24 protein-coding genes are annotated in these 22,810 nt (G+C 68.8%); 14 read left to right on the top strand and 10 right to left on the bottom strand.

Annotated elements, in window-relative coordinates; genetic code table 11:
• The first annotated feature begins 54 nt into the window (after positions 1-54).
• The 7 genes from ACN2C7_RS04790 to ACN2C7_RS04760 all read left to right on the top strand — a co-directional run bounded on the left by ACN2C7_RS04790 (position 55) and on the right by ACN2C7_RS04760 (position 5,932).
• Positions 55-771: a cytidylyltransferase domain-containing protein gene (locus ACN2C7_RS04790; RefSeq protein WP_419320172.1), complete on the top strand. Its 717-nt coding sequence runs from the start codon at positions 55-57 to the stop codon at positions 769-771.
• Positions 768-1,760, top strand: coding sequence for a UDP-2,4-diacetamido-2,4,6-trideoxy-beta-L-altropyranose hydrolase (pseG, locus tag ACN2C7_RS04785; protein ID WP_419320171.1), 993 nt, complete (start codon positions 768-770; stop codon positions 1,758-1,760). The genes ACN2C7_RS04790 and pseG overlap by 4 nt, the downstream gene beginning before the upstream one ends.
• 95 nt (positions 1,761-1,855) lie before the next feature.
• Positions 1,856-2,245 carry a limonene-1,2-epoxide hydrolase family protein gene (locus tag ACN2C7_RS04780; protein ID WP_419320170.1) on the top strand — a complete coding sequence of 130 codons (390 nt, stop codon included), beginning with the start codon at positions 1,856-1,858 and terminating at the stop codon, positions 2,243-2,245.
• Between the two features lie 141 nt (positions 2,246-2,386).
• A complete protein-coding gene (locus tag ACN2C7_RS04775; protein WP_419320169.1) occupies positions 2,387-3,034 on the top strand; it encodes a class I SAM-dependent methyltransferase in 648 nt (215 codons plus the stop codon).
• Complete coding sequence (locus tag ACN2C7_RS04770; RefSeq protein ID WP_419320168.1) at positions 3,031-4,308, top strand: flagellin modification protein FlmF; 1,278 nt, start codon at positions 3,031-3,033, stop codon at positions 4,306-4,308. The genes ACN2C7_RS04775 and ACN2C7_RS04770 overlap by 4 nt, the downstream gene beginning before the upstream one ends.
• Entirely contained in the window at positions 4,305-5,009 is a 705-nt protein-coding gene (locus ACN2C7_RS04765) for a WbqC family protein (RefSeq protein ID WP_419320167.1), read from the top strand. Before ACN2C7_RS04770 ends, ACN2C7_RS04765 begins: the two co-directional genes overlap by 4 nt.
• A 62-nt stretch (positions 5,010-5,071) precedes the next feature.
• Positions 5,072-5,932, top strand: coding sequence for an SDR family oxidoreductase (locus ACN2C7_RS04760; protein ID WP_419320166.1), 861 nt, complete (start codon positions 5,072-5,074; stop codon positions 5,930-5,932).
• Between the two features lies 1 nt (position 5,933).
• Here ACN2C7_RS04760 and pseI read toward each other — a convergent pair whose 3' ends face one another.
• The 3 genes from pseI to ACN2C7_RS04745 form a co-directional block, all read right to left on the bottom strand.
• A complete protein-coding gene (gene pseI / locus ACN2C7_RS04755; protein ID WP_419320164.1) occupies positions 5,934-6,989 on the bottom strand; it encodes a pseudaminic acid synthase in 1,056 nt (351 codons plus the stop codon).
• A gap of 59 nt (positions 6,990-7,048) precedes the next feature.
• Positions 7,049-7,348, bottom strand: coding sequence for a hypothetical protein (locus ACN2C7_RS04750; protein WP_419320163.1), 300 nt, complete (start codon positions 7,346-7,348; stop codon positions 7,049-7,051).
• 76 nt (positions 7,349-7,424) lie between these two features.
• Positions 7,425-7,652, bottom strand: a complete 228-nt coding sequence (locus ACN2C7_RS04745) for a DUF433 domain-containing protein (protein WP_419320162.1) — start codon at positions 7,650-7,652, stop codon at positions 7,425-7,427.
• Positions 7,653-7,697: 45 nt separating this feature from the next.
• On the opposite strand from ACN2C7_RS04745, the gene trxB reads away from it, so the two are divergent.
• Positions 7,698-8,708: a thioredoxin-disulfide reductase gene (gene trxB / locus ACN2C7_RS04740; protein ID WP_419320160.1), complete on the top strand. Its 1,011-nt coding sequence runs from the start codon at positions 7,698-7,700 to the stop codon at positions 8,706-8,708.
• Between the two features lie 21 nt (positions 8,709-8,729).
• Here the strand turns inward: trxB and ACN2C7_RS04735 are convergent, their stop codons facing one another.
• Positions 8,730-9,968 carry a cell wall hydrolase gene (locus ACN2C7_RS04735; protein ID WP_419320159.1) on the bottom strand — a complete coding sequence of 413 codons (1,239 nt, stop codon included), beginning with the start codon at positions 9,966-9,968 and terminating at the stop codon, positions 8,730-8,732.
• Between the two features lie 7 nt (positions 9,969-9,975).
• Positions 9,976-10,455 carry a Dps family protein gene (locus ACN2C7_RS04730; RefSeq protein WP_419320158.1) on the bottom strand — a complete coding sequence of 160 codons (480 nt, stop codon included), beginning with the start codon at positions 10,453-10,455 and terminating at the stop codon, positions 9,976-9,978.
• A 187-nt stretch (positions 10,456-10,642) separates the two neighbouring features.
• Between ACN2C7_RS04730 and ACN2C7_RS04725 the strand changes: the two genes are divergently transcribed.
• The 5 genes from ACN2C7_RS04725 to nadC all read left to right on the top strand — a co-directional run bounded on the left by ACN2C7_RS04725 (position 10,643) and on the right by nadC (position 17,200).
• On the top strand, positions 10,643-12,916 hold the full coding sequence (locus ACN2C7_RS04725) for a PAS domain-containing protein (RefSeq protein ID WP_419320157.1): 2,274 nt from the start codon (positions 10,643-10,645) through the stop codon (positions 12,914-12,916).
• A 180-nt stretch (positions 12,917-13,096) separates the two neighbouring features.
• The gene (gene nadA, locus ACN2C7_RS04720) at positions 13,097-14,182 is read left to right on the top strand and encodes a quinolinate synthase NadA (RefSeq protein ID WP_419320156.1); all 1,086 of its coding nucleotides are present in this window, start codon (positions 13,097-13,099) and stop codon (positions 14,180-14,182) included.
• A gap of 32 nt (positions 14,183-14,214) precedes the next feature.
• Positions 14,215-15,729, top strand: a complete 1,515-nt coding sequence (locus ACN2C7_RS04715) for an L-aspartate oxidase (protein WP_419320155.1) — start codon at positions 14,215-14,217, stop codon at positions 15,727-15,729.
• A 29-nt stretch (positions 15,730-15,758) separates the two neighbouring features.
• Entirely contained in the window at positions 15,759-16,355 is a 597-nt protein-coding gene (locus ACN2C7_RS04710; protein WP_419320154.1) for a Uma2 family endonuclease, read from the top strand.
• A complete protein-coding gene (gene nadC, locus ACN2C7_RS04705) occupies positions 16,352-17,200 on the top strand; it encodes a carboxylating nicotinate-nucleotide diphosphorylase (RefSeq protein WP_419320153.1) in 849 nt (282 codons plus the stop codon). Before ACN2C7_RS04710 ends, nadC begins: the two co-directional genes overlap by 4 nt.
• Positions 17,201-17,346: 146 nt before the next feature.
• Here nadC and ACN2C7_RS04700 read toward each other — a convergent pair whose 3' ends face one another.
• The 3 genes from ACN2C7_RS04700 to ACN2C7_RS04690 all read right to left on the bottom strand — a co-directional run bounded on the left by ACN2C7_RS04700 (position 17,347) and on the right by ACN2C7_RS04690 (position 19,546).
• Positions 17,347-17,763: an MAPEG family protein gene (locus ACN2C7_RS04700; protein WP_419320151.1), complete on the bottom strand. Its 417-nt coding sequence runs from the start codon at positions 17,761-17,763 to the stop codon at positions 17,347-17,349.
• 200 nt (positions 17,764-17,963) lie between these two features.
• Positions 17,964-18,812 (bottom strand): prephenate dehydratase, encoded by an 849-nt coding sequence (locus ACN2C7_RS04695; RefSeq protein ID WP_419320149.1) that lies wholly within the window; start codon positions 18,810-18,812, stop codon positions 17,964-17,966.
• Positions 18,809-19,546, bottom strand: coding sequence for a 3-deoxy-manno-octulosonate cytidylyltransferase (locus ACN2C7_RS04690; RefSeq protein ID WP_419320147.1), 738 nt, complete (start codon positions 19,544-19,546; stop codon positions 18,809-18,811). Before ACN2C7_RS04690 ends, ACN2C7_RS04695 begins: the two co-directional genes overlap by 4 nt.
• 145 nt (positions 19,547-19,691) lie before the next feature.
• On the opposite strand from ACN2C7_RS04690, the gene ACN2C7_RS04685 reads away from it, so the two are divergent.
• Positions 19,692-20,360, top strand: coding sequence for a c-type cytochrome (locus tag ACN2C7_RS04685; protein ID WP_419320146.1), 669 nt, complete (start codon positions 19,692-19,694; stop codon positions 20,358-20,360).
• Between the two features lie 191 nt (positions 20,361-20,551).
• Here ACN2C7_RS04685 and ACN2C7_RS04680 read toward each other — a convergent pair whose 3' ends face one another.
• Both ACN2C7_RS04680 and ACN2C7_RS04675 read right to left on the bottom strand, forming a co-directional pair.
• On the bottom strand, positions 20,552-21,388 hold the full coding sequence (locus ACN2C7_RS04680) for a C40 family peptidase (RefSeq protein WP_419320145.1): 837 nt from the start codon (positions 21,386-21,388) through the stop codon (positions 20,552-20,554).
• A complete protein-coding gene (locus tag ACN2C7_RS04675; RefSeq protein WP_419320144.1) occupies positions 21,385-22,797 on the bottom strand; it encodes a leucyl aminopeptidase family protein in 1,413 nt (470 codons plus the stop codon). Before ACN2C7_RS04675 ends, ACN2C7_RS04680 begins: the two co-directional genes overlap by 4 nt.
• Between the last annotated feature and the right edge of the window lie 13 nt (positions 22,798-22,810).

Raw genomic sequence — 22,810 nt, 5'->3', positions numbered from 1 at the left:
AGGGCGCGAACGAAGGCGGTTGGGCGACGCAGGAGAGCGCGCTAAACAATCACCATGATCCTCGCCGTCCTCCAGGCCCGCATGAGCTCCACCCGCCTGCCGGGCAAGGTGCTGATGCCGATCCTGCGCCAGCCGATGATTGTGCGGCAGATCGAGCGGGTGGCCCGCTCCCGGCGCATCGACAAGCTGGTGGTGGCCACCAGCGACCAGCCCGGCGATGACATCCTGGCCGAGGCCGTGCGCAAGGAGGGGATCGCCGTCCACCGCGGGCCCTTGGACAATGTTCTGGAGCGTTTTGTCGGCGCCCTGGACGCCCATCCCGCCGACCACGTGGTGCGCCTGACCGCCGACTGCCCGCTGGCCGATCCCGAGCTGATCGACGCAACCATCGACCTGCATCTGTCGACCGGCGCAGACTATGCCAGCAACAGCCCCGAAGGCGCGGCGTTTCCCAAGGGTCTCGACGTCGAGGTGATCACCGCGCAAGGCCTGCGCCGCGCGGCCGCGCAGGCCGACAGCCAGGAGGCCCGCGAGCACGTCACCTGGGATGTCTGGAACAACCCGCTGCAGTGGAAGATCGCCTGGCTGCCCGCGCAGCCGGGTCAGGACGCCATCCGCTGGACCGTCGACCGGCCCGACGACTACGCCTTTGTCGCCACGGTCTATGACCACCTCTACCCGGCCAATCGCGCGTTCACGTCGGCCGACATCAAGGCCTTCGTCGCCAAGCGGCCGGATCTGGCGACCTATGGCGGCGACCGGCGCGGATGAGCCGCGCCCCCGCCATCCTGTTTGTCTGCGACGCGGGACCCGATGTGGGCGGCGGTCACGTGATGCGCAGCCTGACCCTGGCCCAGGCCCTGACGGCGGCCGGCGCGACCTGCGCTTTCCTGGCCCGACCGGCGGTGGAGGCGGTGCTGGACATCTTCGCGCCCGACACCCCGCGAAGCGTCGCCGCCGAGCCCTTCGAGGCCGTGGTCTTCGACCACTATGGCCTGTCAGGCCGCGACCACCGCGCCTTGGCAAGGGGTCGCCCTACCCTCGCGATCGACGATCTGGCCAACCGCCCGCTGGAGGCCGATCTGGTGCTCGACGCCGGCCCGGCGCGGCGTGCGGAAGACTATGCCGGCCTGACGCCGCCGGGCGCGATCCTGCTGCTGGGTCCCAACTACGCCCCCGTGCGCCCGGCCTTCCCGGCCCTGCGCGAGGCGGCTCTGGCGCGACGCGCGGCGGAGGGGCCGGTGCGACGCATCCTGGTCTCGCTGGGCCTGACGGATGTGGGCGGCGTCACCGGGCGGGTGGCAGACCTGCTGCTGGCCCGGCTGGGTGACATCATGCTCGACGTGGTGGTGGGCGGGGGCGCGCCCAGCCTGCCGCGCCTGCAGGCGATGAGAGACCCCCGCGTCGTGCTTCACATCGACACCCAGGACATGCCCCGCCTGACCCTGGAGGCCGATCTCGCCGTCGGGGCCGGCGGCTCGACCAGTTGGGAGCGCTGCATCCTGGCCCTGCCGACCCTGACCCTGGTCCTGGCCGACAACCAGATCGCCGCTGCGACGGCGCTGGCGGCGGCGGGGGCCAGTCCATGCCTGACCGTCGGCGCACCGGATTTCGACGCCGCTTTCGGACGCGAGATCGATCGTTTGATGGCGGACGAAGGCCAGCGCGCCGCCCTGTCGGCAGCCAGCGCCAGGATCTGCGATGGCGGCGGCGCCGATCGCGTGGCGGCGGCGTTTCTGGCGCGGATCGTGGGGTCCTGAAGGCCGCAGAGTCCCCGCTCAATGACCTTGCAGGTAATTGCCGCCCCGCGGGAAACTGCCGATCATCCGGCCATCAGCACAACCGGAGAGTCCCGATGGCCCCTGCGTCCCAAAGCCCCCTCGCGATCGTCCGCCAGTTCATGAAGGCCATGGAGCCGCTGGACTATGACACGGCCCTGAGCCTCGTCGCCGACGACTGCGAATATGTGAATCCGCCGCCCCTGCCGGTCGTCCATGGTCCGGCCGGCATTCGCAGCCTGCTCGAGCCGTTCTTTGCGCCAACCCTGGAGAATGAGTTCCGGGTCCTGCGCGAGTCCGCCAGCGGGTCGCTTGTGTTCCTGGAACGACTGGACCGGCATCGCCTCGCTGACAAATGGGTCGAACTGCCGGTGACGGGCGTGTTCGAAGTCCATGACGGCAAGATCACCTACTGGCGCGACTATTTCGACGCGGCCTCGATCATGTCGCAGTGGCCCACCGGCTAGAAACGGAACCAGGCCCTCCTTAAGGGAAAAAACCCGACGGCCTGCGACAAACCGCGCTGCATCACCTAACGGCCGTTAACCAAACGTTGGGCGCTTGGGCTGGATTCTGCATCGACAACCTCGTTGCCGGATTCCCCGCCCATGCCCGCCCTGCCCGATATTCGCGGCCTGAAATATCCGGACGAGTTCGTCGCCCGGCATTTCTTCAAGCGCGGCCTGCATCAGCGGACCGGCCGGGTGGTCGAGCTGGGCGGCGGGACGGGCAATAATCTGTCGCTCTACGCCGCCTATGGCTGGTCGCTCACCGACGTGGACTATTCGCAGGCCGCTCTCGACGACGCCGCCTTCAATCTGGACGGCAAGGTCGAGCTGATCCGCGCCGACCTGTCGCAGGGCCTGCCGGACCTGGGCGAGGCGCCGATCGACGTGCTGCTGATCCCCAACCTGCTCTGCTACCTCACCGACGCCCAGGCGCGCGCGGTGCTGACCGCCGCGCGCAAGAGGCTCGCTCCCGGGGCCGAGGTCTTCGTGCGCACGCGGCTGGTCGACGACTATCGCTGCGGGAAGGGCGTAGAGCAGGAACCCAACGGCTGGCGGCTCGACACCCCGGAGACCGGCGAGGCCGGTCTGTTCAATCTTTTCTATACCGCCGATGGCCTGGTGCAGCGCCTGGTCCAGGAGCTGGGCCTGGTGGAGCCCACGGCCCTGAAGGTGTCGTTCGACAACATCCAGAACGGCGTCCACGTCGCGCCCAACAGCGATCTGGTCGTCTGGGGCGCCGCAGCATGAGCGAGCGCGTTCGCATCATCGGCGGCGGCCTGACCGGTATTCTGGCGGCCTTCGAGGCCCATCGCCTGGGCTGGCGCGACATCACGATCCAGGAGCGCTTCGAGGCCCTGGGCGGCGTGGCGCGGCCCAGGCTCCGGCACGGCAAGGAGATGCGCGACGGCTGCATCTATTTCGGCGGGCCTGACAGTCAAGGGAGGGGCGATCCGATCGTCGAGATGCTGACCGCCCATGGCGCCAGCTTCGAGACCTTCGACAATCGCTTCGGCTCGGTCAGCCTGGGCGCTGACGGCCACCGGGTGTTCACCTGGGACTTCGGGGGTCCGGCCGTCGACTGCGCCGTGACCAGGATCGGCAGGCCGGCCGGCGACAGCCTGGCCTCGCGCATCGCCGCCTACCCCGCCCCCATCGCAGCCCAGCTGGAAGCCTATTGCCGCTGGCATCTGGAAACCGACCTTGAGACCGTGCACGGCGAGGCCGCCATCCCGCTGGCCATCAACCGCGTGTTTCCGGCCGCCGCCGATCTGAACGACCTGGCCCGGTTGAAGGCGACCAACCCCTGGGCCGACGAGCTCTACGCCATCCCGCGCGGCCTGTCGGGCCGCACCGCCAACCTGACCGCGACCCTGCCGGTCGGCGGCTTTTCCGCCCTGTTTGATGCGTGCCACAGGGCGCTGCTGACGCTCGGCGTGAAGGTCGAGCTCAACGCCCTGGTCTCGCCCCGCGCCCTGCTGGCCGCCCCGCAGGCCCATGAGACCCTTGTCTGGGCCGCCAATCCGACGCCGCTGTTCAAGCCGCTGGGCCTGGCGACGCCCAACCTGCTCAAGAAGAGCTTCGCCACCTATGTCTTCGAGGTGGACTTCGACGGGCCGTGCCCGGTCTATGTCCAGAACTTCACTGCCCAGGGCGCGGCCTTCCGCGTCTATCTGTACGAAAGCGGCGGGCAAAAGCTGGCTGTGGCCGAGTGCGTGCGCGAGGCCGATCTGGCCAGGCTGCCTACCGAGATGCGGGTCCTGATGTCGGGCTTCGGGTCGCTGAAGGTCGGCGCCCTGCTGCACACCGACGTCCAGCCCCGCTGGATCTATCACACGCAGGCCGCCATCGACGGCCTCAAGGCCCTGCGCGGCGAACTGGCGGCGCGGTTCGGCGCGAGCTTCATCCCCGGCGCCTGGGAGCCCTATGCCAAGGCCGCCAAGCTGGCGGAGGTCAATGCGGCCCTGCTGGCGGCCCGCGAGGGCGCGCCCGCCCTGGCGCCCATGGTCGCGAAGGCCGGATGAGCCTGATGACCACGGCGGCGATCATGCAGCCGACCTATCTGCCCTATCTGGGCTATTTCCAGCTGATGGCGGCCAGCGACGCCTTCGTCTTCCTGGACGACGTGCAGTTCGCGCGCCGCTCCTGGCAGTCGCGCAACCGCATCCTCACGGCCAATGGCGAGCTGATGCTGACCGTGCCGGTGAAGAAGCACGACCGCGACACGCCGATCTGCGCCATCGAGATCGACGACAGCCAGGGCTGGCGCGACAAGCATCTGGCCGCCATCCGCCACGCCTACGGCAAGCGGCCCGCCTTTGCCGAGGGCTGGGCCTTCGTCTCCCAGCAGCTGGCGCTGCATCCGGGCGGCAGGCTGGCCGACCTGACCTGCGGCATGGCGGCAGCGGCCGCCGAACAGATGGGTCTGTCGCCGCGCTTCGTGCGGGCCTCTGAGCTGGCGGCGGCGGGCGCGCGGTCCGAGCACCTGCTGGCCATCTGCCAGGCCGTCGGGGCCACGGCCTATGTCTCGCCGATGGGCTCGGCCGACTATATGGAAGAAGACGGCGTGTTCGCGGCGGCGGGCTTTCCGGTGCGGTTCCAGAGCTTTGTTCAGGTCGACTATCCGCAAGGACCGGGCGCGTTCACGCCGTTCATGGGGTTCGTGGACGCGCTGATGAACGTGGGCTGGAACGGGATGGCGGCGCTGGTGTCGCCGACGCCCTAGTCGCCCCCTAGATATCCCCCTGCACTTATCCCATCTTCCCCCCAACAGGGGAGCAAACTCGCATGACTCAGGCCAAGTCCGTCGTCGTCACCGGCGTCTCCACCGGCATCGGCTGGGCCATCACCAAGGTGCTGACCGCCAGCGGTTTCCACGTCTTTGGCAGCGTGCGCAAACAGGCCGACGCCGACCGGCTGCAGGCCGAGTTCGGATCGGGCTTCACGCCGCTGATCTTCGACGTCACCGATGAGGCCGCTGTAGGCGCCGCCGCGCGCAAGGTCGAGGCCGCCCTGGACGGGGACACCCTGGCGGGCCTGGTCAACAATGCCGGCATAGCCATAGCCGGCCCCTTGCTGCACCTGCCGGTCGAGGAGTTTCGCCAGCAGCTGGACGTCAATCTGACCGGCGTCGTCATCGCCACCCAGGCCTTTGCCCCGCTGCTGGGGGCCGGCGGCGCCCCTGTGAGCACGCCCGGCCGGATCGTCAACATCTCTTCGGTCGGCGGCAAGAACGCCAACCCGTTCATGGGCCCCTACTGCACCTCCAAGTTCGGCCTCGAGGGCCTTTCGGAATCGCTGCGCCGTGAGCTCTTGCCCTTCGGGGTCGACGTGGTGATCGTCGCGCCGGGCGCGGTGGCCACCCCGATCTGGGACAAGGCCGACAGTGTCGATGTCACCCGCTATGACAACACGATCTACGCCCCGGCCCTGGCCGGGATGAAGGCCTTCATGCTGTCGATGGGCAAGTCTGGCCTGCCGCCGGAAAAGATCGGCGAGATCGTGCAGCTTGCCCTGACCACCCCGACCCCCAAGACCCGCTACGTGGTCTCGCCCGACCCCTTCCAGGTGTTCATGACCGGCGTCCTTCCCAAGCGGACGCTGGACAGGATCATCGGCAAGCGGCTGGGGCTGTTGCCGGCGGGGTAGCCTAACCCACCATCGACCAGTCCAGCGGCTCGCCGCGGGTCAGGTCGCGCGACGCCTTGCCGGCCAGCACCTTGTCGAGATCGGCCGGCGGCAGGCCGTTGCCGGGGCGGACCGAACGGACATTGGCCTTGGTCAGCGGCTCGCCGGCCTTCACATCAGCGGTGACATAGAGCGAGCGGCGGAAAAGCAAGGACGTCGCCTCCGAGCCCAGCGTGTCGTAGTGGGCGCGGCCCAGCGAGGCCCAGGCGTTCTTGGTATCGTCGACCAGGGCCTTGAACTCAGAGGGCTCCAGGCTGAAGGCCGCGTCAGGGCCGCCGTCGGCGCGGGCCAGGGTGAAGTGCTTTTCCACCGCACAGGCTCCGACCGCGACCGCCGCCACCGAGGCCGCCGTGCCCGGCGTATGGTCCGACAGGCCGACCGGGCAGCCGAAACGGGCGGCCATGTCGGCGACCGTCCGCACATTGGCGTCGGCGAAGGTGGCCGGATAGCTGGAGACGCAGTGCAGCAGCAGCACGCCGTCAGCTCCGGCCCCCAGGGCCGTGTCGAGCGCGGTCTGCATCTCCCGCAGGTTGGCCATACCGGTCGAGATGATCAGCGGCTTGCCCTTGCTGGCGGCGTATTTGATCAGCGGAATGTCGACGGCCTCGAACGAGGCGATCTTGAAGGCCGGCGCGCCCAGGCTGTCGAGCAGATCAACCGCCGTATCGTCGAACGGGCTGGAGAAGATGGTTACGCCGCGCTGGCGCGCGCGCTCGAAGATCGCCGCGTGCCATTCGAACGGCGTGTGGGCCTCTTCGTAGAGTTCGTACAGGGTGCGCCCGTCCCACAGCCCGCCGTGGATCTTGAACTCGGGCCGGTCGACATCCAGCGTGATGGTGTCGGCGGTGTAGGTCTGGATCTTGATCGCGTCGCACCCGGTCGCGGCGGCGGCGTCCACCATGGTCAGGCAGCGCTCGAGGCTGCCGTTGTGGTTGCCCGACAGCTCACAGATCACATAGGGCGCGAAGTCCGCGCCGATCTTGCGGCCGGCGATTTCGATAGAGGGGGCATCGGTCATGGCGCGGTCCGGAGCAACATGGTTTCCGGCAGTTTAACCCGGGAAAGGTGGACGAGGCGTCAATCGCCGCCGCCTCCGCCTCCGCCATCTCCGCCGCCGTCCCCATCGCTGGAGCCGTCGGCGTCGTCTGACTTCGACCCTTTCGATGAGGAGCCGATGTGGACCCCGCCGCCATCGCCGCCGTCACCCCTCTTCCTGTCCTTTTCCCTGGCCTGGCCGGACGCCATCATCGCCACGCCTGAACCGGCGCCGATGGCGACCCCGATAGCGACGCCCATCGCCAGATTGTCAAAAGCCACGCCCAGCGCCGCCCCCAACGCGGCGCCCAAGCCGATACCCAGACCCAAGCCACCCTTCATTGTCCCACCTCGATTACAGTCACGTTCGTCGCCAGGGCAGTCTCAAGATCGGGACAGGCCTGGTCGATCAGGAACTTCAAGCGGCGACGACGGCCGTGTCGGCGACGGCCGCCGTTGCATAGGCCAGGGCGGCCCGGATGTCGTCTGCTTCAAGATAGGGGTACTCAGCCAGAACCTCGGCGCTCGTCATGCCGGCGGCCAGCATCTCCAGAACGTCCTGCACGCGCACCCGCAAACCCCGGATGCAGGGACGCCCTCCGGCCTTGCCGGGCTCAATCGTGATGCGTTCCAGCAACGAGTTCATGCCCGCAATATAGCGCCGATGTGGAATCGCTACTAGATATCGCCCATGTCGACCTCCCCCGCCCCCCGCACCACCCGCTGCCTGATCATCGGTTCAGGTCCCGCCGGCTACACGGCCGCCATCTACGCCGCGCGCGCCCTGCTCAAGCCCGTGCTGATCTCCGGCATCCAGCCGGGCGGCCAGCTGACCATCACCACCGATGTCGAGAACTATCCGGGCTTCGCTGATGTGATCCAGGGCCCGTGGCTCATGGACCAGATGAAGGCCCAGGCCGAGCACGTGGGCACCGAGTTCGTCAACGACATCGTGCTGACCGCCGACCTGTCCAAGCGGCCGTTCCACATCACCACCGACAGCGGCCAGGACTGGCTGGCCGAGACGGTGATCATCGCCACCGGCGCCCAGGCCAAGTGGCTGGGCCTGGAGAGCGAGAGCCGCTTCCAGGGCTTTGGCGTCAGCGCCTGCGCCACCTGCGACGGCTTCTTCTACCGCAACAAGGAGGTCGTGGTGGTCGGCGGCGGCAACACGGCCGTCGAGGAGGCCCTGTTCCTGACCAGCTTCGCCAGCAAGGTCACGCTCGTGCACCGCAAGGACGAGCTGCGGGCCGAGAAGATCCTGCAGGAGCGCCTGCTGGCCCACCCCAAGATCGAAATCGCCTGGAACAGCGCCATCGACGAGATCGTCGGCGACACCAATCCGATGGGCGTGACCGGCGTGCGCCTGAAGAACGTGGTCACCGGCGACCTGAGCGAGCTGAAATGCGACGGCGTGTTCATCGCCATCGGCCACGCCCCGTCGTCAGAGCTGTTCAAGGGTCAGCTGGAAACCCACGCCAACGGCTATCTGACCGTCAAGCCCGGCACGACCTCGACCGCTGTACCCGGCGTCTATGCGGCGGGCGACGTCACCGACGACATCTATCGCCAGGCCGTCACAGCGGCCGGCATGGGCTGCATGGCCGCCCTGGAGGCCGTGCGCTTCCTGGCCGAGGAAGACCACGTCCGCGACCATCACCCCATCAGCCACGCCGAGGCCGAGAAGATCGGCGTCTGGTAGGGCCATTGCAGCGCCCGCCGCCTAGTTCAACGGATTGAACAAACTCGGCGGCCGCGGTTTCGGCTTGGGCGGCGGCGGCGGCGGCGGGGGTTTGGGGGCCTCGACCACCGCCGGCTTCTCGGCCGCCACCTCGGGCAATCTGTCCAGCGCGCGGTTGATCTCGGCGATCTCTTCGGGCGTCGGGATGCGGCGACCGGCGACCGTGCCTTCCAGGCGCAGGCGCTCGCCACCGGGGGCGCTGGCGTCAGGGGTCATGACCAGATGGGCCCCCGGGGCCAGGGTGGTGGGCACGAGACCCGCCGCCTGGGCCTGAGCCAGGACCTGGGCATTGACCACCGACCCGGCGGCCAGGGCCTCGGCGGGCGCGGCTTCCAGGGTGCGGTCGTCGCCGGCCAGCAGGATGTCGGCGGTGACGTCCTCGCCGCCGCGATACTTGCCGCGGAACGCCGCCAGCGTGCCTGAAGGTCCGGTCCAGCGATAGAAGATGTGCTGGCCCACCTGGCGCAGCTTGACCAAGGTCGGGGCCCAATAGGGCGCGACATAGCTGGCGTGATAGTGGGTGGCGACGCCGACATCCTTCATCACGAAGCCGTTCAGGGCGCGGCGGGCCACCGACTCGGCCGTCGCCCACAACACCGGATTGGGCTCACGCGCCAGGGAGCCGTCGCAGGTGAAGCTGAACTGGCAGCCCGTGGCGCGGGCCGCGCCTTCATAGATCACGCCGCACACGGTCTTGGGATAGCCGGGGTGGCGCATGCGGTTCAGCACCGTCTGGGCCACGGCCTCCTGGCCGGCGAGGGGCTCGAAGGCGGACTCGAAATAGACCGCCTGGGCCAGGCAGCGGAGCGCCTTGGTGCGGTCCTCGCCCGACGCCTTCAGCACGAAGGGTCGGGCCGCCTCGATCTCGAGCGGCGCGGCCAGACGCAGGGAATTGATCAGGCGGGCGGTGTCGAAGTCGGGCGTGACGTCTGAAAAGCGCGGGATTGAGGCCAGATCCAGCCGCTCCCAGCCCTCGACCCGGCCCCAGTAGTTGGTGTGCGGCCGCGGATCGTGCCGACGCGCCAGGGTCAGCATGGCCGGATCCATATTGGCCACATAGCGCGCCAGGGCCGCGTCGGAAAAACCTCGCGTGATCCGCGCCACGCCGGCTTCGCGACCATAGCCGCGCGGCACGTAATAGGTGGCGCACGCGGAAAGGCCGCCCAGCAGCAAAAGCCCCAGGGCGGCCCTGACTAGACGCTTGGAAACCGGCGCGAGCACGAGGCGGCTATTTGCCGCCCAGGGTCGCGCGGATCATCCAGGCGTGTTTCTCGTGAGCCTGCAGGCGCTGGGTCAGCAGGTCGGCGGTGGCTTCGTCACCGGCCTCATCCGCCGCCGGGAAAGCGGCGCGCAGGGTGGCGATCACCGTCTCGTTGTCCTTTTTCAGCTCGGCGAACATGCCTTCCCAATCCTGTTGGGGATCGCCGTCCTTGATGCTGGAAAGATTGCCGAAGGCGGCATAGCCCTGCGGCGCCAGCTCGCCCAGAGCGCGAATACGCTCGGCGATGGCGTCCAGCGCCGTCCATTCCTCGGTATATTGACCTTCCAGCAATACGTGCAGGGACTGGAAGTTGGGGCCCCGGACGTTCCAGTGATAGCCGTGCGTCTTGAGATAGAGCGCATAGCTGTCAGCCAACACCCTGTTCAGTCCGGCGGCGATCTCGGAGCGTTGCTCTGCAGACAGTCCGGTATTGGGCGCGACAGCCATCGTGATCTCCCGTGTTGCGTGTCCTAGGTAAGCTCGTCCATGGTCTTGGCAAGCCCTGTTTGGGCGGAGAGCGACAAAGGTGGGTCACCCCGCATCATCACCGATCGTCAGAGACCGTGAACGGCTTCACGGTCTCATTAGCGCGTGGCTGATCCCTCCCGTTCCACCGCCCGCCTGGCATTGCGCCGTGGCGGCGCTGATCGCGGTCTCGGCGGCCGTCCTGATGCGGATTGCGCTTCTGGGCCTGAGTGGCGGACTCGGGGCGACCCAGCCCTTCTTCCCGGCCATCGTGCTGGTCGCCCTCTATGCCGGCTGGCGATGGGGCCTGGCGCCCATCATCAGCGGCGCGGCCTTTGGCTGGTGGCTTTGGGGAGGCCGCTACGGCGAAACCCTGTCGGAGGACGAGGTCGCCAGCATGGTGATCTTCCTGATCTCGGCCGCGATCACCCTGGTCGTCGCCGAGGCGCTTCGCGGAGCCATGCTCAGCCTGGCCCAGGCGCGCCGCGAGCGGCAAGACGCGCAGGTTCGGCTGGAACTCGTCCAGACCGCCGCCAGCGTCGGGCCCTGGGAATGGGATATCGTGACCGATAGCCTGCACCTTTCGGCCAGTGCGCGGCGAAACCTGGGCCTGCCGCTGGATGAGCCGATAGACTGGCCGCGCATGAACGCGGCGTTCCATCCCGACGATCGCCAGATGGTCCTGGACAGTATCCGCGCCTCGGTGCGTCAGGGCGGCCCGTGCGAGGTCGAGTTTCGTCTGGCGGATCTAAGCCAGGGCGAACGCTGGATTCATGCCCGCGGCGAGGTGCTGCAAAACGCGGCGGGCCGCTCGGTCCAGATGCTGGGCCTGAACTTCGATGTCACCAGCCGCCGCCGCGACGATGAACGCCTGCGCGAGAGCGAAGCGCGGTTCCGCAGCCTCGCCGACAGCGCGCCGGCCCTGATGTGGATGTCGCGGGTCGACGGCCAGCGCGAGTTCGTCAACAAGGCCTATTCGGACTTCGCCGGAATCGACTACGAGACGGCCCTCCACCTGGACTGGCGTACCCGACTGGATCCGCGCGACCTGCCCGGCATCCTCAAGGGCCAGATCGCCGGCGAGGGCTCACGCAAGCCGTTCTCGCTCGAAGGTCGCTATCGCCGCGCCGATGGCCAGATGCGCTGGCTGAAGTCTTTCTCCCAGCCACGGCTCAACCCGGGCGGCGGCTTCGACGGCTTCATCGGCATCGCCTTCGACATCACTGACGCCAAGCAGGCCGAGGCGGACCTGGCGGGGGTCAACGAACTGCTGGCCGAGCGGGTGCAGGCCGCCGTGGCCGAGCGCGACGCCGCCCAGGCCGCGCTGTTCCAGTCGCAGAAGCTGGAGGCCATCGGCCAGCTGACCGGCGGGGTGGCCCATGACTTCAACAACCTGCTGACCGTGATCATCGGCGCGCTGGACGTGGTTGACCGCAATCCGGACGACCTGGCCCGGCGCCAGCGGATGATCGCCGCCGCCATGGCCGCCGCCAAGCGCGGCGAGAAGCTGACCCAGCACCTGCTGGCTTTCGCCCGCCGCCAGCCGCTGCGCCCCGAGGCCTGCCCGATCGACCGCCTGATCGCCGAGAGCGAGGGCCTGCTGCGCCGCGCCCTGGGCGACGCCTACGGCTTCCACCTGCGGCTGGGCGGTGGCGTGCGCAACGCCCTGGTCGATTCCGGCCAGTTCGAGGCGGCGCTGCTGAACCTGGTGGTCAACGCCCGCGACGCGACCCCGGCCGGCGGCGAGGTGACCATAGAGACGCGGCCCGTCACCCTGACCCAGGCGGTCGGCGACGTTGGCCCGGGCCAGTATCTGCGCGTCGCGGTGCGCGACACCGGCTCCGGCATGGACGCCGCGACCGCAGCCCGGGCCATCGAACCCTTCTTCACCACCAAGCCGCCCGGCGAAGGTACGGGCCTGGGCCTGTCGCAGGTCTATGGCTTCGCCCGCCAGAGCGGCGGCTCGGTGGATATCGAGACCCGGCCAGGCCAGGGCACGACCGTGGCCATGCTGCTGCCCATCGCCGAGGCGGCCGACCTGACCGTCGGCGGAACCGTCATCGACCCTGTGGCCGGACAGGTCCCGTCGCGCGTGCTGCTGGTCGAGGATGACTCCGAGGTGGCCGAACTGGTCGAAGCCATGCTCCAGGAACTGGGCCATACGGTGATCCGCGCCGGCGGCGTGGACGAAGCGCTGGAGCGCCTTGAGCAAGACGCCGCCATAGATCTGGTGCTCAGCGACGTGATCATGCCCGGCGGCCGCAGCGGCGTGGATCTGGCCGAGCACCTAGCGACAGCTCGCCCCGGCCTGCCGGTGGTGCTTTGCTCTGGCTATACCGGCGGCGAACAGGGCCGCGCCCAGGCCGGCGCCTGGCCGTTCCTGAGCAAGCCGTTCTCGCTGGACAGCCTGGCCAGGGTGCTGACCGAGGCGCGGGCGGGGTGAGACGCTAGGGGCCGGGACGCCCCGGCAACACGCCCCTTTGCATTCCCATCACAAAGGTCTATATGTCGTTTCGTCACTTATGCTCAATTTCAGCATAAGCCGAGCGTCGGAACGGCTCACCCTGCTCCGGCGTTTTTTGAGACCCTGGAAATGCTCAGTTTGAGCATAACGGAGAATCTGATGGCCGACGGTTTTGCCGCGCTGGACTTTACCCCTGACGTCGAGGTTCAGACCTCGAAGATCTGGGACAAGGTGAAGAACCACGTCACTCCGATGGAGTGGCGGCTGCATGCGCCCCTGATCGCCGAGATCAACCGGCTGAAGCGCGAGAAGAACGCGGTCATCCTGGCCCACAACTACATGACCACCGAGATCTTCCACGGCGTGGGCGATTTCGTCGGCGACAGCCTGGCCCTGGCCCGCGAGGCCGCCAAGTGCGACGCGGCGATCATCGTCCAGGCCGGCGTGCACTTCATGGCCGAGACCAGCAAGGTGCTGGCGCCCGACAAGCGCGTGCTGATCCCCGACCTGCTGGCCGGCTGCTCGCTGGCGTCCTCGATCACCGGCGCCGATGTGCGGATGATCAAGGCCCGCTATCCGGGCGTGCCGGTGGTCACCTATGTCAACACCACCGCCGACGTGAAGGCGGAAACCGACATCTGCTGCACCAGCGCCAACGCGGTGCAGGTGGTGGAGTGGGCGGCGCGCGAGTGGGGGACCGACAAGGTCATCCTGATCCCCGACGAGTTCCTGGCCCGCAACGTGGCGCGCCAGACCGACGTCAAGATCATCGCCTGGCAGGGCCGCTGCGAGGTGCATGAGCGCTTTACCCGCCAGGACATCCTGGACCTGCGCGAAAGCTATCCCGGCGCCGAAATCCTGGCCCACCCCGAGTGCCCGGCCGAGATCCTGGAAGAGTCCGACTTCGCCGGCTCGACCGCCGCGATGAACGACTATGTCATCCAGCGCAAACCCAAGCAGGTGATCCTGATCACCGAGTGCTCGATGGCCGGCAATGTCGAGGCCGACGCGCCCGACACCGACTTCATCAAGCCCTGCAACCTGTGCCCGCACATGAAGCGGATCACCCTGCAGAACATCTACGACGCCCTGGTGTTCGACCGCTACGAGGTGACGGTGGATCCCGCCATCGCCTCGGCCGCGCGCCTGGCCGTGCAGCGGATGATCGACCTGCCCCCGCCGCTGATCCCCGCCCGCTACGACCTCGTGAAGGCTCGCCATCACGTGGACGTGGAGCTGATCTAGTCCGTTTGAACGGACGGGTTGTGGAGTTTGAGATGACCGACCGTGTGATCTTCGACGGTCCCGTGATCCTCGGGGCCGGCCTCGCGGGCCTGACCGCCGCCCTCGCAGCGAAGCGAGCGATGGTGCTGTCGCCGACGCCGCTGGCGACAGGCTGCTCCAGCGCCTGGGCGCAGGGCGGCATGGCTGCGGCCCTGTCGGCGGACGACACCCCGGCCCTGCACGCGGCCGACACGGCCGCCGCCGGCGCCGGCCTGTGCGACCTCGAGGCCGTCGAACTGCTGACCCGCGAAGGACCGGACGCCGTCCGCGCCCTGGCCGCGCTCGGCGCGCCGTTTGACACGAAGGACGGCGATTTCACACTCAGCCTGGAAGCGGCCCACTCCAAAGCCCGCGTCGCCCGCGTGGGCGGTGACGGGGCCGGGGCCGCGATCATGGCCGCCGTCATCACCGCCGTCCGCGCCGCGCCCGCCATCGAGGTGCGCGAGAAGGCCCGCGCCCGCCGGCTGCTGCAGGACGCGACCGGGCGCGTCGTGGGTGTGCTCGCCGAGATCGATGGCAAGCTGGTCGAGATTCTGAGCCCCTCGGTGATCCTGGCGACCGGCGGCGTCGGCGGCCTCTATGCGGTCACCACCACGCCCGCCGAAGTGCGCGGCGAAGGCCTGGGCCTGGCGGCGCTCGCCGGCGCGGTGATCGCCGATGCCGAGTTTGTTCAGTTCCACCCCACGGCCATCGACATTGGCCGCGACCCCGCTCCACTGGCCACCGAGGCCCTGCGCGGCGAAGGCGCGATCCTGCGCAATGCAGACGCCCGCGCCTTCATGGCCGACTATCACCCGGCCCGTGAACTAGCCCCGCGTGACGTGGTGGCCCGCGCCATCCACGCCGAGCGGGAGGCCGGCCGAGGCGCCTTCCTCGACGCCACGGTCGTGGTCGGCGGCCACTTCCCCAAGGAATTCCCGGCCGTGTTCGAAGCCTGCATGAGCGGCGGCGTCGATCCGCGCCGCGCCATGATCCCGGTGGTTCCGGCCGTGCACTACCACATGGGTGGCGTCGCCACCGATCTGGACGGTCAGACCTCCCTGCCCGGCCTCTACGCCGCCGGCGAGTGCGCCGCCACCGGCGTGCACGGCGCCAACCGCCTGGCCTCCAACAGCCTGCTGGAAGCCGCCGTGTTCGGGGCCCGCGCCGGCCGCGCGGCGGCGAAAGAGCATCATGCCGCCGGCCAGCCCGTCTCGCTGGAGCCGACGCCGGACCTGCCCGCCGATGTCCTGCAGACCCTGCGCAAGGCCATGAGCCGCGACGCCGGCGTGATCCGCGACGCTGAGGGCCTGACCCGGCTGCTCGGAGTGATCGAGGCTCTGGAAGCCGCCTATGGCCGGGGTCCGATCCTGGCCGCCGCACGGCTCATCGTGACCTCAGCCCTGGGCCGCCACGAAAGCCGCGGCGGCCATAGCCGCGCCGACTTCCCCGCCACCGACCCTGCCGGCATCCGGACTTTCGTCACCCTCGACGGACGCGAGCCCGGCTTGCGATACGCGGCGGAGTAGGGGTACGTTTCGGGAACGGAGATGCGATCATGACGACATCCGAGCCCAGCTTCGCCGAGCGTGGCGGAAGCGAGTTCCTGTTCGACTTCGACACGTTCGAGCGCATGGACCAGGCTGGCGTCCTGCGACTTGCCTCCGGTCACGTGGAACTGATCGAAGGGAAGATTCTGCAGATGGCGCCGATCTCAGCCGACCACGGCGACGTCTCCACGAACGCGGCCGTATCGCTCACGAACCGATTGACGGCGAGCGGCCTCGGTCGGGACGTGTACCGCGTCCTCGTCCACGTCACGCTGAAGATTGGCGAACACAGTGCGCCAGAGCCCGACGTCCTCGTCGCGCGCCCATTGGACGGGCGAAAGTATTGTGAGACGGCCGACGCCGCGCTCGTGGTCGAGGTCTCGATCTCGACGCGCGACGGCGACCTGAACATCAAGGCGCCTCTCTACGCCCGAGCAGGCGTTCAGGAACTGTGGCTTGTCGAACCCGAGAGCCGAAAGGTCAGCGTTCTGCGCGAGCCGCGTCCTGACGGGACCTGGGCCTCGACCACTATCCTCGAAGGCGACGCGACCGTCTCGCCGCTGTTCGCCCCGCAGATCAGTATTCCGCTGTCGGAGTTGTTTTGACGCTTTCCCCCCTCCCCGACCTCCTTGTTCGCCCGATCATCGACATGGCCCTGGCCGAGGATCTCGGCCGGGCCGGCGACATCACCGCTCAGGCCTGTATCGACGCCGACGCCCGGCTGTCGGTGGTGTTCGCCGCCCGCCAGGACGGCCGCGTCGCGGGGCTGTCCTGCGCGCGCCTGGCCCTGGCGGCGATGGACCCGTCGGCGAGCTTCGAGATCGTCACCCCCGACGGCGCCGACGGCGCGCCGGGCACGGTGTTGGCCCGTGCCGAGGGCAATGCCCGCGCCGTGCTGGCGGCCGAGCGGACCGGGCTGAACCTGCTGGGCCGACTGTCGGGTATCGCCACCCTGACCCGCGCCTACGTCCGCCTGGTCGAGGGCACGGGCGCGATCATCGTCGACACCCGCAAGACCACGCCGGGCCTGCGGGCGCTGGAGAAATACGCCGTGCGCTGCGGCGGCGGGATCAACCACCGCTTCGGCCTGGATGACGCCATCCTGATCAAGGACAACCACGTCGCCGCCTGCGGCGGGGTCGGCGAAGCCGTCCGCCGGGCGCGGGCCTTCGCCGGGCATCTGGTCAAGGTCGAGGTCGAGGTCGACGGCCTGGACCAGTTGGAAGACGCGCTGAAGCACGGCCCGGATGTGGTGATGCTGGACAATTTCAGCCTCGACGACCTGCGCACGGCCGTGGCCCTGGCCAAGGGACGGGCCGTGCTGGAGGCCTCCGGCGGGGTCAACCTGACCACCGTGCGGGCCATCGCCGAGACGGGCGTCGATGTGATCAGCGTCGGGGCCCTGACCCACTCGGCGCCGGTGCTGGATATCGGACTGGACGCGGTTTGAAGCGCTTCAAACAGCCAAAATTCTTGTCATCCCGGAAGCCTCGCAGAGGCTGTCCGGGACCCAGGGGCCACCGCAATGAGGCGGCTCCTGGGTCCCGGCTCTCCGCTACGCTGCGGCCGGGATGACAAGATTATAGGTGGGCTGCGTTAGCCCCAGATCTTCAGCAGCTCCCGCACGACCATCACCGCCAGGGTGATCGTCGAGGTCGCAAACAGCAGGAACCGCAGGTTCACGACGTTCACCGTCACCTGAACCAGGCTGTGCAGCACCCGCAGGCCCACATAGGCCCAGGCCAGCTTCATCGCCAGATCGTCGCCATGCCCGGCCACCGCGATCGCCAGGGCGGCGGCGTAGAAGATGGTCGGCTGTTCCATCAGGTGGTTGTAGTTGTCGGCCGCCTGGCGAGCCCCGGCCGGCAGCACGTCCAGCGAGCCCGGAAAGGCCGCGTCCTGCGGCTTGACGCCCGCCTTGGCCATCGCCGGAATGCGGCGAATATACATCCAAAGCCAGATCACCAGCGACCAGGCCACCAGCGCCATAACCGGCGCGATCATCGTATTCATGGAGCGTCCCTCCCCGGACGTTTTGTTTGTGCGGGGAGCTTAGGCGAAGAACGGCGTTACTGCGAAGCTTGCCGTGTGGGAAAGATGCTCCCCCTCTGGGGGAGCTGTCGCGGAGCGACTGAGGGGGATAGCTGGACCTAGGCCGCGCTGCCCCCTCCGGCCCGCTGGGCCACCTCCCCCAAAAGGGGAGGATCTAGCGCCTACGTCCGGTCCCGGAACGGATCGGCCGGATAGACCCCGAGGATCTCGAACTTGTCCGAGAAGAACTTCAGCTCGTCGAAGGCCAGGGCCAACGACCGATCTTCCGGACGGCCGTCGACCTCGGCGTAGAAGAAGGTGGCCGTGAAGGCGCCGTCTTCCATGTAGCTTTCCAGCTTGGTCATGTTGACGCCGTTGGTCGCGAACCCGCCCATGGCCTTGTAGAGCGCGGCCGGCAGGTTCCTGACCTTGAACACGAAGCTGGTCACGCAGCGATGGGTGAAGGCCGGCGGGGTCGGGGTCGTGTCGGCCGTCATCACCAGGAAGCGGGTGGTGTTGTGGCGCTCGTCCTCGATGTCGCTGGCCAGGATATCCAGGCCATAGATCTCGGCCGCCAGGGCCGGGGCCACGGCGCCGCGCGTGGGGTCGGGCTTCAGGGCCAGGGCCTTGGCCGCGCCGGCGGTGTCGCCCGCCCCTTCGGTGGCCACGCCCAGCTTGCGCAGGCTGTTGCGGCACTGGGCCAGGGCGATCGGCATCGAGGCGACAACCTTGATGTCCTCCAGCTTGACGCCCCTGTTGGCCATCAGCTGGAAGCGGATCGGCTTGAAGCGCTCGCCGATGATCTTCAGGCCCGAGGCCGGCAGCAGGTGGTGCACGTCGGCGACGCGGCCGGCGATCGAGTTCTCGATCGGGATCATGCCCAGCTCGCAGACGCCGGTCTTGATGGCCTCGAACGCCTCCTGGAAGGTGGCGCAGGGATAGGCCTCATAGTCCGGAAAATAGGTGCGGCAGGCCTCATGGCTGTTGGCGCCGGGTTCGCCCTGGAAGGCGATCTTCTTGAGGATGCTCATGCTTGTTTTCCGGCCTGCAGACGCGCGGCTTCGAGATCAGAGGGATTATCAACGGAGATCGGCGCTTCAAGGGCGACGGCGGCGCGGATCGTCATGCCCAGCTCCATGGCCCGCAGCTGCTCCAGCTTCTCGCGCTTTTCCAGCGGCGAGGGCGAAGCGGCGTTGAACGCCTCCAGCGCCTCGCGGCGATAGCCATAGATGCCGATGTGACGCCAGACAGGCCCATCGCCATAGAGGGTGGAGCGGGTGAAATAGAGGGCCCGGCCACTCTTGCCGTCGTCCTCCATGGCCAGCACGGCTTTCACCACGTCGGGATTGGTCCGGTCGGCGGGCGAGGCCTCGGCCGCGACGACGGTGGCGATGTCGCAATCGCCGAAATCTTCCAGCAGGCCGGCGCAGGCCGACAGCACCGACGGGTCGACGAACGGCATGTCGCCCTGCAGATTGATCACCACGTCGTGCTCGAAATGCGGATCCAGCTCCGCCAGCGCCGCCAGGATCCGGTCAGAGCCCGAGGGCAGATCCGGGTCGGTCAGCACGGCGCGACCACCTGCCGCACGCACGGCCTCGACGATCTCGATATCGCCCGCAGCCACGGCCACCGGGCCGATATTGGCCTTGAGCGCCTGGTTCAGAACGCGGACAATCATCGGCAGACCGCCGATATCGGCCAGCGGCTTGTTCGGCAGACGGGTGGCCGCCATGCGGGCGGGGATCAGGACGATAGGGTTCATGAGTTCAATATCGCTGCTGCCCGGTTGCGCGAGGGGCGGTAGCGTGTAAGAGACGCGAGCGCAACAAGAGGCGCGCGCGGGGGATTCCTCGCCGCGGGTTTGGGCCCCGCCTCAGGCGGGCCGGTAAGAGGCTGACAAGGCTGAGATGAGCGACCTGACGTTCAACAAGATTGCTGGCGGCGTGCTGCTGACCGGCCTCGTTATTTTCGGTCTGCGTGAAGCATCGACCGTCATGTTCCAGAAGCACGACCTCGAAAAGGCCGGTTACGAAATCGCGGTCGAAGAGTCGACCGGCGGCGGCGGGGCCGCCGCTGTCGAGGTCGCGCCCGACTGGGGCACCGCCCTGCTGCTGCCGGCCAATATCGCCGCCGGCCAGGCCGTCGCCGCAAAGTGCAGCGCCTGCCACAAGCTGGATTCTGGCGGCGCCAATGGCATCGGTCCTGGCCTGTGGGGCATTCTGGGCCACCAGCCCGGTTCGCACGCTGGCTACGCCTATTCCGGCGCGATGAAGGAATTCGGCGCCAAGAACCCGGTGTGGGACTATGACCACATGTACGAGTTCCTCAAGGCGCCCGGAAAGTACGTCTCGGGCACCAATATGAGCTTCGTCGGCCTGAAGAAGCCGGAAGACCGAGTGGCGATCATCGCCTATCTGCACAGCCTGGGTTCGACCCTGCCGGTGCCGGCGCCCAAGCCGGCCGAGGCTGCTGCTCCGGCGGCTCCGGCCGAAGGCGCTCCGGCGACGGCCCCGGAAGCCGGCGCGGCCGCCGCAGGCGCGCCCGCCGCTCCGGCTGCGGCGCCTGCCGCACCGTAAAGGGCGTTTAGGCAAAACAAGATCGGGGGCCGCGAAGTTCGCTTCGCGGCCCTTTTTCGTTTTCCGACCGATGATCCTCCCCTCCCGGGGGAGGTGGCCCGAAAGGTCGGAGGGGGCAACGCGACGTCGGCCGTGAAGACCCCCTCAGTCACTCCGTGACAGCTCCCCCAGAGGGGGAAGCATCAAACCGCTCAGGGCCGGCGGTAACCCAGCGGCGCGCCGACGCCGGCGGCCTCGATGCGGGCTATGGCCTGGGCCAGGGGCTCGATAGCGGTGGCCATATGGTGGGCGTTGGCGTGCAGGATGGTGTCGGGGTCCAGCAGGATCGCCACGTGGCCCTTCCAGAACACCAGGTCCCCGCGACGACGCTCCGAGGCGTCGATTTCTGGGAAGAAGCCGCGCTGCAGGTCGGTGTCGCGCGGGCAGGCGCGGTTGCAGGCCGCCAGCGACTGCTGGATCAGGGCCGAGCAGTCCAGACCCAGCGACTCGCGTCCGCCCCACTGATAGGGCGCGCCCAGGAACCGCTGGGCGACGGCGACATAGTCGCTCTCGCCCCGGCCGACCGGCGTCAGATGCGCCTCGATGAACCAGCCCGAGCGGGCGACCCGGACAAAGCGCCCCTCGCGCGCCTCGACCGTCACCAGGGCGTTGAGGCTGTAGAGGCCGACAATGGCCGATTTGATATCGGGCTCGCTGAAAGCGTAGGTGCGGATCGCCGACACCCGATGGGTGGGCGCCAGGACGGGCGCCGATAGGGCGTCGCTGGTGACATAGCCCACATAGCCGTCGCGGCGGGCCTGGCCGAAGGCAAAGCCGTCAACCTCGAACAGCACGTCGAAGCGCTCGCCAAAGGCCAGCTGGTCTTCCTGCTCGGCGTCGGGAGCCGGCGCCTTGCGGATCGAGGCGATCGGGGCGCTGGCCTGCATCGGCTGGGCGGCGGCGAAGCGCTCGGCGGAGACCACGCCCTCCAGCCGCACATCGGCCAGGCCGTCGCGGATCAGAGTCAGGCGACGGTCAGGCGCGCTCACGCCGGGAACCGGGTCTTGAGCATCGAAAACAGCGCCCGGATCGCCTGGGCCTCGCCGCCGCCGGGATAGCCCGGCCGGCTCTTGGGGTTCCAGGCATAGAGGTCGAAATGGGCCCAAGGCCCGATGCCCTCACCGGTTGGCGCGAACCGCTGCAGGAACAGGGCCGCCGTCGTCGCCCCGGCCTGGGCCCAGGCGGCGGAGTCGTTCTGCAGGTCGGCGATCTCGCTCTCGATCGACTCGCCATAGGCCTCGGTCAGCGGCATGCGCCACAACAGGTCAGCCGTCGCCTTCGAGGCCGTCTCGATCTGCCCCGCCAGTCGGTCGTCGGGCGTCCAGAACGGGATCACGAACGGCCCCAGGGCCACGCGCGCCGCGCCGGTCAGGGTGGCCAGGTCCAGGGTCAGGGCGGGCTTGTGCTCGGCGGCGCGGGCCAGGGCGTCGGCCAGGATCAGCCGGCCCTCGGCGTCGGTGTTGCCTACCTCGACGGTGAGGCCGGCGCGGGTCTGCAACACGTCGCCGGGACGCATGGCGTCGCCGCTGATGGCGTTCTCGACCACGGGGGTCAGCACCACCAGCCGCACCGGCAGTTTGGCGCCCATCACCATCCGCGCCAGGGCCAGGGCGTGGGCGGCGCCGCCCATGTCCTTTTTCATCAGCCGCATGCCCGACGAGGGCTTGATGTCCAGGCCGCCGCTGTCGAACACCACGCCCTTGCCGACCAGGGCGAGCACCGGGTGAGCAGGGTCGCCCCAGTTCATTTCCAGGATGCGCGGCGCGCGATGCGGCGCGGCGGCGCGGCCCACGGCGTGGACGGCGGGATAGTTCTGGGCCAGCAGGTCGTCGCCGACGATCACCGACAGGGTCGCGCCGTGCTGCGCGGCGATCTCGCGGGCGATGGTCTCGATCTGCAGCGGGCCCATGTCGTTGGCCGGGGTGTTGACCATGTCCTTGGCGAGAGCGCAGGCGTGGCTGATCGCGATGACCGCCTCGATGTCGACGCCCTTGGGCGCGACCAGGCGAGGCCCGGCTTCAGCAGACCGCTTGCGATAGCGATCAAAGCGATAGAGCCCCAGGGCGAAGGCCAGGGTCGCCTCCTGGGCGTCCAGGCCGCGCGGCAGGCGCGCCAGGCGATAGTCCCCGGCCGGCAGCTTGCCGGCCAGCGTCCGGAACAGGCCCGGATCAACGGCGGCGCGGGTCCCCAGCCCCATCAGCACGCGTTCGACCTGACCGCCGGGCCCGGACAGGACCAGCACCTGGCCGGCCTTGGCCTTGAACTGGGCCTGGGCGGCCAGGACCCGGGCCGACGGCCGGCGCGCCGCCAGGAAGGCCTCAAGCTCGGCCTCGAACAGCGGGTGGACCGGGAGGCCGCCTTCAGTGGCCGTGGCCAGAATGGGGGAGCTGTCCAACATGTCGCGGCCCTTG

Source organism: Caulobacter sp. ErkDOM-E (genome assembly GCF_048541895.1).
Classification (GTDB): domain Bacteria; phylum Pseudomonadota; class Alphaproteobacteria; order Caulobacterales; family Caulobacteraceae; genus Caulobacter.
This window is presented reverse-complemented; position numbering and strand designations above follow the sequence as displayed.

Coding starts and splice junctions, on each gene's coding strand:
- ACN2C7_RS04790 (WP_419320172.1), top strand. CDS start 55: ATGATCCTCGCCGTCCTCCAGGCCCGCATGAGCTCCACCCGCCTGCCG.
- pseG (WP_419320171.1), top strand. CDS start 768: ATGAGCCGCGCCCCCGCCATCCTGTTTGTCTGCGACGCGGGACCCGAT.
- ACN2C7_RS04780 (WP_419320170.1), top strand. CDS start 1,856: ATGGCCCCTGCGTCCCAAAGCCCCCTCGCGATCGTCCGCCAGTTCATG.
- ACN2C7_RS04775 (WP_419320169.1), top strand. CDS start 2,387: ATGCCCGCCCTGCCCGATATTCGCGGCCTGAAATATCCGGACGAGTTC.
- ACN2C7_RS04770 (WP_419320168.1), top strand. CDS start 3,031: ATGAGCGAGCGCGTTCGCATCATCGGCGGCGGCCTGACCGGTATTCTG.
- ACN2C7_RS04765 (WP_419320167.1), top strand. CDS start 4,305: ATGAGCCTGATGACCACGGCGGCGATCATGCAGCCGACCTATCTGCCC.
- ACN2C7_RS04760 (WP_419320166.1), top strand. CDS start 5,072: ATGACTCAGGCCAAGTCCGTCGTCGTCACCGGCGTCTCCACCGGCATC.
- pseI (WP_419320164.1), bottom strand. CDS start 6,989: ATGACCGATGCCCCCTCTATCGAAATCGCCGGCCGCAAGATCGGCGCG.
- ACN2C7_RS04750 (WP_419320163.1), bottom strand. CDS start 7,348: ATGAAGGGTGGCTTGGGTCTGGGTATCGGCTTGGGCGCCGCGTTGGGG.
- ACN2C7_RS04745 (WP_419320162.1), bottom strand. CDS start 7,652: ATGAACTCGTTGCTGGAACGCATCACGATTGAGCCCGGCAAGGCCGGA.
- trxB (WP_419320160.1), top strand. CDS start 7,698: ATGTCGACCTCCCCCGCCCCCCGCACCACCCGCTGCCTGATCATCGGT.
- ACN2C7_RS04730 (WP_419320158.1), bottom strand. CDS start 10,455: ATGGCTGTCGCGCCCAATACCGGACTGTCTGCAGAGCAACGCTCCGAG.
- nadA (WP_419320156.1), top strand. CDS start 13,097: ATGGCCGACGGTTTTGCCGCGCTGGACTTTACCCCTGACGTCGAGGTT.
- ACN2C7_RS04715 (WP_419320155.1), top strand. CDS start 14,215: ATGACCGACCGTGTGATCTTCGACGGTCCCGTGATCCTCGGGGCCGGC.
- ACN2C7_RS04710 (WP_419320154.1), top strand. CDS start 15,759: ATGACGACATCCGAGCCCAGCTTCGCCGAGCGTGGCGGAAGCGAGTTC.
- ACN2C7_RS04700 (WP_419320151.1), bottom strand. CDS start 17,763: ATGAATACGATGATCGCGCCGGTTATGGCGCTGGTGGCCTGGTCGCTG.
- ACN2C7_RS04695 (WP_419320149.1), bottom strand. CDS start 18,812: ATGAGCATCCTCAAGAAGATCGCCTTCCAGGGCGAACCCGGCGCCAAC.
- ACN2C7_RS04690 (WP_419320147.1), bottom strand. CDS start 19,546: ATGAACCCTATCGTCCTGATCCCCGCCCGCATGGCGGCCACCCGTCTG.
- ACN2C7_RS04685 (WP_419320146.1), top strand. CDS start 19,692: ATGAGCGACCTGACGTTCAACAAGATTGCTGGCGGCGTGCTGCTGACC.
- ACN2C7_RS04675 (WP_419320144.1), bottom strand. CDS start 22,797: ATGTTGGACAGCTCCCCCATTCTGGCCACGGCCACTGAAGGCGGCCTC.